At 62.8% G+C, this 10,291-nt stretch carries 10 protein-coding genes; 6 read left to right on the forward strand and 4 right to left on the reverse strand.

Annotated features, from left to right (window positions below; all coding sequences use genetic code 11):
- Nucleotides 1–254 precede the first annotated feature (254 nt).
- From M2400_RS26645 to M2400_RS26660, 4 genes are all read right to left on the reverse strand, one after another.
- A complete protein-coding gene (locus tag M2400_RS26645) occupies nucleotides 255–1,766 on the reverse strand; it encodes a DHA2 family efflux MFS transporter permease subunit (protein WP_177048712.1) in 1,512 nt (503 codons plus the stop codon).
- A complete protein-coding gene (locus M2400_RS26650) occupies nucleotides 1,756–2,886 on the reverse strand; it encodes an HlyD family secretion protein (protein WP_259198938.1) in 1,131 nt (376 codons plus the stop codon). The genes M2400_RS26645 and M2400_RS26650 overlap by 11 nt, the downstream gene beginning before the upstream one ends.
- Entirely contained in the window at nucleotides 2,883–4,331 is a 1,449-nt protein-coding gene (locus M2400_RS26655; protein ID WP_177115629.1) for an efflux transporter outer membrane subunit, read from the reverse strand. The genes M2400_RS26650 and M2400_RS26655 overlap by 4 nt, the downstream gene beginning before the upstream one ends.
- Nucleotides 4,332–4,445: 114 nt before the next feature.
- Nucleotides 4,446–5,189 carry a helix-turn-helix domain-containing protein gene (locus tag M2400_RS26660; protein WP_177048718.1) on the reverse strand — a complete coding sequence of 248 codons (744 nt, stop codon included), beginning with the start codon at nucleotides 5,187–5,189 and terminating at the stop codon, nucleotides 4,446–4,448.
- A 161-nt stretch (nucleotides 5,190–5,350) separates the two neighbouring features.
- Between M2400_RS26660 and M2400_RS26665 the strand changes: the two genes are divergently transcribed.
- The 6 genes from M2400_RS26665 to M2400_RS26690 all read left to right on the forward strand — a co-directional run bounded on the left by M2400_RS26665 (nucleotide 5,351) and on the right by M2400_RS26690 (nucleotide 10,248).
- Nucleotides 5,351–6,151, forward strand: a complete 801-nt coding sequence (locus tag M2400_RS26665) for an SDR family oxidoreductase (RefSeq protein WP_177078190.1) — start codon at nucleotides 5,351–5,353, stop codon at nucleotides 6,149–6,151.
- Nucleotides 6,144–7,970, forward strand: a complete 1,827-nt coding sequence (locus M2400_RS26670; protein ID WP_259198939.1) for a glycoside hydrolase family 15 protein — start codon at nucleotides 6,144–6,146, stop codon at nucleotides 7,968–7,970. The genes M2400_RS26665 and M2400_RS26670 overlap by 8 nt, the downstream gene beginning before the upstream one ends.
- Before the next feature lie 198 nt (nucleotides 7,971–8,168).
- Nucleotides 8,169–8,630, forward strand: coding sequence for a cysteine hydrolase family protein (locus M2400_RS26675; RefSeq protein WP_259198940.1), 462 nt, complete (start codon nucleotides 8,169–8,171; stop codon nucleotides 8,628–8,630).
- 223 nt (nucleotides 8,631–8,853) lie between these two features.
- Entirely contained in the window at nucleotides 8,854–9,243 is a 390-nt protein-coding gene (locus tag M2400_RS26680) for a hypothetical protein (RefSeq protein ID WP_259198941.1), read from the forward strand.
- A gap of 13 nt (nucleotides 9,244–9,256) precedes the next feature.
- Complete coding sequence (locus M2400_RS26685; protein WP_177115633.1) at nucleotides 9,257–9,889, forward strand: BRCT domain-containing protein; 633 nt, start codon at nucleotides 9,257–9,259, stop codon at nucleotides 9,887–9,889.
- On the forward strand, nucleotides 9,886–10,248 hold the full coding sequence (locus M2400_RS26690; RefSeq protein ID WP_259198942.1) for a VOC family protein: 363 nt from the start codon (nucleotides 9,886–9,888) through the stop codon (nucleotides 10,246–10,248). The genes M2400_RS26685 and M2400_RS26690 overlap by 4 nt, the downstream gene beginning before the upstream one ends.
- The last annotated feature ends 43 nt before the right edge of the window (nucleotides 10,249–10,291 follow it).

Below are 10,291 nucleotides of genomic sequence, written 5' to 3' on the forward strand. Positions count from 1 at the left end.
TAAACCGGCAGGACGCCGGTTTAGCCGCGACGGGGCAGGGACGCCCCGTCGCGGCGGCCCGCTTCGTGCTGCCTGCGTTCGGGCACACCGAGCCTAAGCGAGGTGCCGAGTGGTGGGGCAAGAGCGTTTTGCTTACTTTTGCGCTTTTCAAAAGTGAGCCGCTGTAAGAGCGGAACCCATATCAGCAACAACCCAAATAACGGATATGTACTCAACCCCTCAGAGACCCCAAGTCAACCACAGCATTGACCACCCTAGGTACGCCGCAACATCAACGCCGCCACCGCACACGCCGCCAACGCCACACACGCCAGAAAGAACGCATCACTGTAGGCCATCAAAAACGCCTGGTGACGAACACTCTGGTCCAACAGGTTCAACACCACTTGGTGATCCGGCAACTGCTCCTGCAGCACCCCACCATCGGGCAAACGCGCTTGCAGGGCCGGGTCAAACAGCGTCACCGACTCGCCAATGCGCGCCGAATGCACCTTCTCGCGCACCACCACCAATTGCGCCAGCAGCGCTGTACCCACCGCCCCCCCCAGGTTACGCAGCATCGAAAACACCGCCGACGCCGACCCGGCCTGCGCCTTGGCCAGCCCGTGCACCGCCAGCACCGACAACGCCACCATGATCAGCGGCTGCCCCATGCCCCGTACCACGATCGAAGGCACGATCACATTGCTCGCGCTGTCCGCCGACAGGTGCGCCCCCATCCAGCACCCCAGGGCCATGATCGCAAACCCCGAGGCCACCAGCATCTTGGCACTGACCCACTTCATCAGGCGCGGCAGAAACGGCGCCATGATCAGTTGCACCATCCCATACGCGATCAGGCTCACGCCGATTTCGCTGGCGTTGTAGTGCTGCAACTGCGACAGGTAATTGGGCACCAAAAACACCAGGCCATAGGTGCTGGCGCCGAAGATAAACATCGCCACGCTGGCCACGCCAAAGTTGTAGTGCCCCAACAGCCGCAGGTTGATAAAGCTGTGGGCGCCCCACAACTGGCGTGCCACAAAACCGATCAAGCCAACCACCGCCAGCAGCGTCATCCATACGATAAAGTTCGAACCGAACCAGTCCTTGCGCCCGCCCTCCTCCAGCACGATCTGCAACGCACCCAGGCCCAGCACCATGCAGCCGATGCCCAGCCAGTCGCCCTGGCGCAACAGGCCCAGTTGCATCGGCTGGCGGTCGATGGACCAGGCCACCGCCGCCAGCAACGCGATCCCCGGGAACAGTTGCAGGTAGAAGATCCAGCGCCAGGAATAAGCGTCGGTCAGCCAGCCGCCAATCGACGGCCCGGCGGCCTGGGCAACGCTGTTGGCCAGGCTGAACAAGGCCATGCCCAAGGGGATCTTGCTGGCCGGCAGTTCGGTGATGATCAGCTGGAATGACAGCGGAATCAGCACCGCCCCGGCCGCGCCTTGCACCACCCGGATCAGGATCATCACTTGCAGGTTCGGCGACAGTGAGCACGCCACCGAGGCCACCAGGAATATCCCCGAGCCCCACAGCATCACCCGGCGCAGGGAGAACACCTGCACCAGCCACGCCGTGAGGGGAATCATGATGATTTCGGCCACCAGGTAGGCGGTGGAAATCCACGAGCCTTCCTCGAAGGTTGCCCCCAGTGCGCCTTCGATTTCCGGCAGTGCGGCGCTGGTGACGTGCACGTTCATCCCGGCCATGAAGCAGCCGAACAGCCCGCCGATCACCGCGACCCAGGCGCGAAACGACACACGCCCTTCAGCCTCCATGAACGTGCTCCTGGCGGGCGGCCGGGCGGGTGTTCACCGTGGCAATCACCGACATGCCCGGCAGCACCCGCGCCTCGCCGGGCTCCAGGCGGATCTTCACCGGGAACCGCTGGACGACCTTGGTGAAGTTGCCGGTGGCGTTGTCCGGCGGCAACAGCGCGAACACCGCGCCGGAGCCGGGGGCGATGCTTTCCACCTGGCCGTGCCAGTGCGCGCCGGAAAAGCTGTCGACGGCGATCTCCACCGGCTGCCCGGGCGCCATGTGCTGCAACTGGGTTTCCTTGTAGTTGGCAATCACATACGCCTGCTCCACCGGCACCACCGCCAACAGCGGCAGGCCGGGCATCACGTATTGCTGGCGCCGCACCTTGCGCTGGCCCACCACACCGTCAAACGGCGCGCGGATCTCGGTGTCCTTCAGCGCATTACGGGCCAGGGCCAGGTTGGACTCGGCTTCGCCAACGCGCGCCTGATACTCAAGGATCTGCGCCTGGGCCTGTTGCCGACGCGCCTGCAAGACCTGCAACTGCGCCTGCTGGCGCGCTACCTGGGCGTTCGCTTGCGCCATCGCCGCCTGGGCCTTCGCCTGGCTGGCGCTGACGGTTTCCAGGTGCTGGGCGCTGGCCACCTGTTGCGCGACCAATTCACGATAACGCTGGTAATCGAGCCTCGCGCGCCGGGCTTCGGCCTCGCCACTGCTCAAGGCGGCCCGCGCCTGGGTGATGCGTTGCTGCTGCTCGCTCATTTGCGCGTCGAGGGTTTTCACCGAGGCCTGTTGTGCAGTAGCGGCTGCCTGCGCCTGTTGCAGTTGCGCCTGGGCGCTGTTGAGGCGCTCGGTGAAATCTCGGTCGTCGATACGCACCAACACATCTCCCGCCTTGACCGGCTGGTTGTCTTCCACCAGCACCTGGGCCACATACCCGGCGATCCGTGGGCTGATGGCGACCCAATCGGCACGCACATAGGCGTCGTCGGTTTCTTCGAGAAAGCGCCCCCACTGCCACCAATACCCGGCAAAGGCGGCGAGCCCTACCAGCGTAGCGAGAGAGGCAGTGGTCACCAGGGCGCGACGATGACGTTGCATAACGGTCAGGCGAATAGGTTCAACAGCCTGGTTCATGGTGTGGCTCCATTGACAGCGACAGATAAGGGGGCGGTTGGATCGTCACGCTGCCAGCCGCCACCGAGGGCCTGGAACAGGTCGATCTGGCGGTTGATCAAACGCAGGTCGGACTCGGCCACGCGGGCTTCAAGGCCCACCAGGCTGCGTTCGCTGTCCAGCAGTTGCAGGGCATCCAGCGCGCCGGCGTGGTAGCCGCGGGACGCCAGGTCAAAGGCGCGACGGTTGTTGTCCAGGGCAGCGGCCAGCGCCTGGCGACGCTGCTGCTCGCCCTTGTACAAGGCCATGGCCTGCTCCACCTGCTTCAGCGCGTTGAGCACCGTACCGTCAAACCGTGCCAGGGCCTGGCGCGCTTCGGCCTGGCTTTGCTTGACCCGCGCCTTGGCGATCTGCCGATTGGGAAAGCGCCAGGACACCAACGGGCCGACGGAATAAACGGTCGCGTAATGGTCACCCAGTTTGCCCAGGCTGCTGGCAGACGAACCGAGCATCGCACCGAAGGTAATCCGCGGATAAAGCTCGGCACGGGACAAGCCCACCGTCGATGTGGCTGAGCGCAACTGGCCCTCGGCGCGGCGGATATCCGGCCGCCGTTGCACCAGCGCCCAGCCCTCGCCCACCGGCAACGGCGCCTGCAGTTGCGGGCTTTGGGCGCAGCTGTGAGGCGTGACCTGCTCCGGCGGCAACCCGCTGAGCACGGCCAACTCATACAAGGCACTGCTGCGCCGGGCCGTGAACATCGGCAACGGCGCGCGGGTTTCTTGCAGCAGGCCTTGCAGGCGACTCAAGTCCAGCTCCGTCGCCGCGCCGGCTTTTTGCAGCTTTTGCGTGACCGCGACGCTTTGCTCCAGCAACTGCACCGAGTGCGACTGCACCTGTTCCTGCAAGCCGTAGACGCAGGCCTGGGCATAGGCACGTGCGATCTGCGCGGCCACCGTCACCCGCAACTCGTCTTCCAGCGCCCGCGCCACTTGGGCATCGGCCCGGGCCGCGGCAATGCGGTAACGCACCTCGCCCCACAGGTCGAGGGTGTAGCTCAGGGAAAATTCGGGGGTGTGGCTCCATTCCGCACCGGCATGGCCGTGGGTGGCCTGGGCCAGGGTCTGGTCATCCCGGCTGCGACCGTAGGCCAGGCCATAGTCCAGCGACGTAGACGGCAGGCGCTCGCCGTCCACCTGTTCCAGCCGCGCCAGCAACGCGTCGACGTGGGCGGCCGCGGCTTCCAGGTCTTTGTTCTGGCGCAGGGCGCGCGCCACCAGAGCGTCCAACTGCGGGTCGCGGTACAGCTGCCACCAACGGGCAGGCAGCGGCTCGGCCGATTCGGCGGAAAGCTGCGGCGCAGGCGTCGCCGTGACCGTCGACGGCTCGCCGGGCACGCCACTGCACCCGGCCAGCACGCTCAACAGGGCGATGGGTATCCATGGATGAAAGGAAGGGCTGTGCATCACAAGGCTCGCTCAAGAAGGAGCCTTGCAGGTTAGGCAGGTGGCCTGTCCGGTTCGCCCGCGTCAGGGCCATGTATCGTCGCTAAACGGACAACAACGTTACATGACGCAACACTACGCCCCCGGCCGGAAATGACTCGGCGGATAACCCAGCGACCGACGAAACATCGCACTGAACGCACTCGGGCTCTGATACCCATGCTCCAGTGCCACCTCCAGGATCGACACGCCCTGGGCCAGTAGCTTCAAACTCAAGGCCAAGCGGGCACGCTTGCGCCATTCGCCAAAGCTCATGCCCAACTCGCGCTGGAACACCCGGCTCAGGGTGCGGGCGCTCATGTTCAGGCTGTCGGCCCAGGATTCCAGGCTGCTGTCGTCGGAGGGGTTGCGGATGAAATGGGTGCACAGCCGGGCCAGCCGCGCCTCGCCGGGCACCGGCACGTGCATCGCCACCACCGGCGCGGCGAGCAGCTCCATGCGGATCAACTCGACCATGGCCTGCAGGCGCGGGCTGCTGTGCCCGGCGATCAGGGTCGCGGCGACGATCAGCTCCCGCAGCAACGCCGACACTTCGATCACCTGGCAGGTACGCCCCAATCCCGGCTCCGCCTCGGGCATCAGGAACAGCGTGCGCATATGCACTTCGCCGGCCATGCGGATTTCGTGCGGGGTGCCGGCGGGCACCCACAGCGCATGCCCGGACGGCACCAGCCAACTGCCCTGGGCGGTGCTGACCACCATCACCCCGGACACCCCGTGGATCAGTTGCGCCTGGGCGTGGCAATGGGGATGCACCACGTCGTCGTTGCGGTAGTTGTCGGCATAGGCTTCAAGCCACGGGCGGGGTTGGCTGTTCATCGGCTCAGGTCTCGCGTCAATCAGGCATTGATTCTAGCGAAAAGCCCTGTGGCGAAAACGATAGATATAGACAGCCATCGTCGCATTTCAGACAGCCGGTGAACTTGTGGCCCACGCCATCAGTCAGCTGATTGGACACTCTGAAAAAGGTTGGGTGGGCGATGCGTATTTCGTTGGAGCAACAAGTGGCGCTGGTGACAGGCGCCAGTTCCGGAATCGGCGCGGGGGCCGCCAAGGCCCTGGCCGAGGCCGGAGCCGCGGTGGTGCTGAACTACAACGCCCAGGCGGCGCCGGCTGAAGCCTTGGCAGCGCAGATCAATGCCAACGGTGGCCGGGCGATTGCGATTGGTGCCGACGTGTCGAAAGAGGCCGATGTGGAACGGCTGTTTGCGCAAACCCTGGAAGCATTCGGGCACCTGGACATTCTGGTGGCCAACTCGGGCATGCAAAAAGACGCCGCCGCCGTCGACATGAGCCTCGACGACTGGAACGCGGTAATCGGCGTCAACCTCACCGGCCAGTTCCTCTGCGCCCGCGCGGCCCTGCGTATCTTCAATCGCCAGGGCATCCGCGAAGGGGTTTCCCGGGCCGCCGGAAAAATCATCCACATGAGTTCGGTGCACCAGGTGATTCCCTGGGCCGGGCACGTGAATTACGCCGCGTCCAAGGGCGGCGTGGAAATGCTGATGCGCACCCTGGCCCAGGAAGTCAGCCAACAGCGCATCCGCATCAACGGCGTGGCGCCGGGGGCGATTCGCACGGCCATCAACCGCGCCGCCACCGAAGGCGCGGCGGAGGTGGAGCTGCTCAAACTGATTCCCTATGGCCGCGTGGGTGACGTCGAAGACGTGGCCAATGCGGTGGTGTGGCTGGCCAGTGATGCCTCCGACTACGTGGTGGGCAGCACCTTGTTTATTGATGGCGGCATGAGCCTTTATCCGGAGTTTCGTGGCAATGGTTGATCTGAAAAACGAACCACAAAGTGCTATCGATGCCCACGGCATCATTGGCGACATGCGCAGTGCGGCGCTGGTGAACGACAAGGGCAGCATCGATTTTTTCTGCTGGCCGGAGTTCGACAGCCCGTCGATCTTTTGCTCGCTGCTGGACTCCCCCGCCGCCGGGATTTTCCAGCTCACGCCAGACCTGCCCGACGCCCGCCGCGAGCAGATCTACCTGCCGGACACCAACGTGCTGCAAACCCGCTGGTTGAGCGATGAGGCGGTGGTGGAAGTCACCGATTTCCTGACCATCAGCGAAGACGTCGACGACCTGCCGATCCTGATCCGCCGCGTGCGGGTGGTCAGCGGCAAGGCGACCCTTCACCTGCGCTGCGCGGTGCGGCATGACTACGCACGCGCCCAGACCCGCGCCACCCTGGATGACGCTGACGTGCGCTTTGAAGCCGACGGCCAACCCGGCCTGCGCCTGGCCGGCAGCCACGCCATGCAGCTCGAGGGCGACGCCGCCATCGCGACCTTTGACCTGGGCCAGGAAGAAGGCGCCGAATTTGTCCTCGGCGGCCTGGACGATGCCCGGGTGAAAAACGACTGTACCGACCTGTGCCTGGAACGCACCCTGAAATTCTGGCGCGGCTGGATAGCCCAGTCCAACTACCGTGGACGCTGGCGCGAGATGGTCAATCGCTCGGCCCTCGCCCTGAAGCTCCTGACCTCGCGCAAACACGGCGCCATCCTTGCCGCCGCCACCTTCGGCCTGCCGGAAACCCCTGGCGGCGAACGCAACTGGGACTACCGCTACACCTGGATCCGCGACGCCTCGTTTACCGTCTACGCCTTTATGCGCCTGGGGTTTATCGAGGAGGCCAACGGCTACATGCGCTGGTTGAAAGGCCGCGTGGGCGACTGCTGCGACCAGCCGATGAAAATCAACATCCTGTACGGCATCGACGGCCGCCAGGAACTGCCGGAAACCGAACTGAGCCACCTCAGCGGCCACGGCGGCGCGCAACCAGTGCGCATCGGCAACGAGGCCTACGACCAGGTGCAACTGGATATCTACGGCGAGCTGATGGACGCGGTGTACCTGGTCAACAAATACGGTGAAGCCATCTCCCACGAGGGCTGGAAACACACGGTGGAAGTGGCGGATCAGGTCTGCGAAACCTGGAACCACAAAGACGTTGGCATTTGGGAAATGCGCGGCGAGCAGCATCATTTTCTGCATTCACGGCTGATGTGCTGGGTGGCCCTGGACCGGGCGATTCGCCTGGCGTCCAAGCGTTCGCTGCCGGCACCGTTTGCCCGCTGGGACCAGACCCGCCAGGCAATCTACGCAGACATCTGGAGCAATTTCTGGAACGAAGAACGCGGGCACTTTGTGCAGCATATCGGCAGCACCGCGCTGGATGGCTCGATGTTGTTGATGCCTTTGGTGCGCTTCGTTGCCGCAACGGACCCGCGCTGGTTATCGACGCTTGAAGCCATCCAGAAAAGCCTGGTACGTGACGGCATGGTGTACCGCTACCGCAACGACGACAGCCAGATCGACGGCCTGCAAGGCACCGAAGGCGCGTTTGCCGCGTGTTCGTTCTGGTACGTGGAATGCCTGGCCCGGGCCGGGCAAGTGGAGAAGGCGCACCTGGAGTTTGAACAGCTGCTGCGCTATGCCAACCCGCTGGGGTTATATGCCGAAGAGTTTGATAACCAGGCACGGCACTTGGGGAACACACCACAGGCGTTGAGCCATTTGGCGCTGATCAGCGCGGCGACCTTCCTGGACCGCAAGTTGAGCGGAGAGAAAACGGTTTGGCAGCCGTAAGGCCGTACCCCCTCTGACCACAAATGAGTAACCCTGTGGGAGCTGGCTTGCCTGCGATGGCGGTGTTTCAGTTATTGATGCATGAGCTGATCCAACGCTATCGCAGGCAAGCCAGCTCCCACGAGGACCGCACCAGACTTGGAGGCCAAGTATTCCCGATGCACAATGCGTAGCCCTTCGATCCATGCCAGGACTCCAATGCGCCAGGTTCTACTGATCATCGACGTACAACCCTCCTTCGCTCCGCCCGACTGGCTGGTGGACGGCATCAACGCCCTGCTGGGCCGGATGCCGTCAGTGGCCACCGTCGAACGCCACGACGAAAGCATCACCCCGTTCGCCCGCCAACTCGGCTGGCAGCCAGCGCCCGACGACAACAGCCTGATTGCCGCCGACTATGTCTTCATCAAACACGGCTACGCCCCCACGCCTGAAACCATCAGCCACCTGAAAAGCCTCGCGCCGGAGCGGGTACTGGTGTGCGGCATCCAGACCGACACCTGTGTATTGGCGGCCGGGTTTGCGTTGTTTGATGCCGGCTTGCAACCCACACTGATCAGCGATTTGACCGTGGGTTCGTCGCTGGACCGTTCGGGAAAACTGGGGGCGGATTTGTGGCGGCATCACTTCAAGCACATCGTCACCCTCGCAGAAATTTAACCCGCCCCCCACTGTGGCGAGGGAGCTTGCTCCCGCTGGGGCGCGAAGCGGCCCCAAACGACTCACCGCCATCTCACAGCAAGAGTACAACCAACAGAACCTGGGGCTGCTGCGCAGCCCAGCGGGAGCAAGCTCCCTCGCCACAGGTTATTTGGCAAAAATCACAAGATATGTGTATATCGATCCTGACGTTACAGCCCCCCTCAATATTCAAGGAAGGAATATGACCCAGCGCATACAACAAAGCATCGACGCAGCCCCACGACCCAACCTGAGCTGGACCGAGACGTGGGAAAGCCACGACAAAGGCTTAATCAAATGCTGGGAAGTTGGCCGACAATTGGCGAAAAAACGCCCCGACCTTTCCCAGGCTTGCCTGGCTGGCGAGCTACCGTCACTTGGGTGGAAAGGTGGTGTCAGTCGCAGCCTGAAAAAGCTCGAAAAATTCGGCTCATTCAACTATTTGGCACAGTGGCAAGGCCTTCGCGGGGAGAACCTTGACGTCGATCCGACTGTGGAAACAGTGATGACCTGTTCACGCACCCACATGATCGTGACCTTCACTCCAGACAAGACAAAGTATTTTAACCAGGCCACTGAAACCGAAGAGTAAGGAGCAAGGACGCATGAATGATCTTCATCAGGAATTCGAACGCAGTCACTTCTTCCACAAGGCGCGAATGGATCGACGCTGTGCCGACGCATTACTTGGCGTCACCGCCGGATTGGTCGCCGACGGGAACATCAATCAGTTGGAAGCCGAGTTTCTTAAGAACTGGATAGAAACCCACCTGCTCCAACTGGAGGACCCGGTGGTAAACATTCTTTATCAGCGCCTTGCCAGCATGCTGAGTGACGGCGTTCTGGACGCGGAAGAATCCGCAGAACTGTTAGAAATGCTGCATCAGTTTTCCGGCGTCTCGGTGGGATCACCTCAACGCCCCTCTGCTGTCACCAGCCTTCCGCTGAACAATCCGGCGCCGACACTGGAGTGGCAGGGCCGGACCTTTTTGTTTACCGGTGTCATGGCGTATGGGCCCCGCAAGGAATGTGAGTCGCTGGTCGTCGAACGCGGCGGCCTTATCGGCAACTCGGTCAGCAAGAAGGTTCATTTCCTCGTGGTCGGGAGTGTTGGCAACGAACAGTGGCTGCATAGCTCATATGGCACGAAGATCAAAAAAGCCGTCGAGCTGAGAAATAGCGGCATTCCGATCGCGATCATCAGTGAAAGCCATTGGCAGCAGGTACTGTTCGGTTGACTCCCATCATCTCCATCCTGATTCACGTCCCTGACTGGCGCACCGCCACAGATTGGTATGCCAAGGCCTTTCCTGGAGCTATCCGCATCTACCACGTGCCCGATGACTTCGGTCATCTGGACGTAGACGGCGTGGCTATTGAAATCGTGAATGCCGACAACAAGGTCGCGAGCGGCGCGGCTGGGTCGGTGGTGTATTGGCGGGTGGCGGACCTGACTCAAGAAGTGCAGCACCTGGTCGCATTGGGCGCCACGTTGTATCGAGGGCCAATGGAAATCCAAGGCGGCGAGTGGATGTGTCAGGTGCGCGACCCATGGGGCAATTGCATCGGCTTGCGCCAAGCCGCTCTAGACAAGTAAAGCAATTGCAGCCTTTCGGATGACGTTTGGTAACTCGTTTGGT

Origin of the sequence: Pseudomonas sp. BIGb0558 (genome assembly GCF_024807515.1) — a bacterium.
Taxonomy (GTDB): domain Bacteria; phylum Pseudomonadota; class Gammaproteobacteria; order Pseudomonadales; family Pseudomonadaceae; genus Aquipseudomonas; species Aquipseudomonas yamanorum_A.

Bases quoted from the DNA above. Each gene is read 5' to 3' on its own strand.
- M2400_RS26645 (WP_177048712.1), bottom strand. From the start codon at position 1,766: ATGGAGGCTGAAGGGCGTGTGTCGTTTCGCGCCTGGGTCGCGGTGATC.
- M2400_RS26650 (WP_259198938.1), bottom strand. From the start codon at position 2,886: ATGAACCAGGCTGTTGAACCTATTCGCCTGACCGTTATGCAACGTCAT.
- M2400_RS26655 (WP_177115629.1), bottom strand. From the start codon at position 4,331: ATGCACAGCCCTTCCTTTCATCCATGGATACCCATCGCCCTGTTGAGC.
- M2400_RS26660 (WP_177048718.1), bottom strand. From the start codon at position 5,189: ATGAACAGCCAACCCCGCCCGTGGCTTGAAGCCTATGCCGACAACTAC.
- M2400_RS26665 (WP_177078190.1), top strand. From the start codon at position 5,351: ATGCGTATTTCGTTGGAGCAACAAGTGGCGCTGGTGACAGGCGCCAGT.
- M2400_RS26670 (WP_259198939.1), top strand. From the start codon at position 6,144: ATGGTTGATCTGAAAAACGAACCACAAAGTGCTATCGATGCCCACGGC.
- M2400_RS26675 (WP_259198940.1), top strand. From the start codon at position 8,169: ATGCGCCAGGTTCTACTGATCATCGACGTACAACCCTCCTTCGCTCCG.
- M2400_RS26680 (WP_259198941.1), top strand. From the start codon at position 8,854: ATGACCCAGCGCATACAACAAAGCATCGACGCAGCCCCACGACCCAAC.
- M2400_RS26685 (WP_177115633.1), top strand. From the start codon at position 9,257: ATGAATGATCTTCATCAGGAATTCGAACGCAGTCACTTCTTCCACAAG.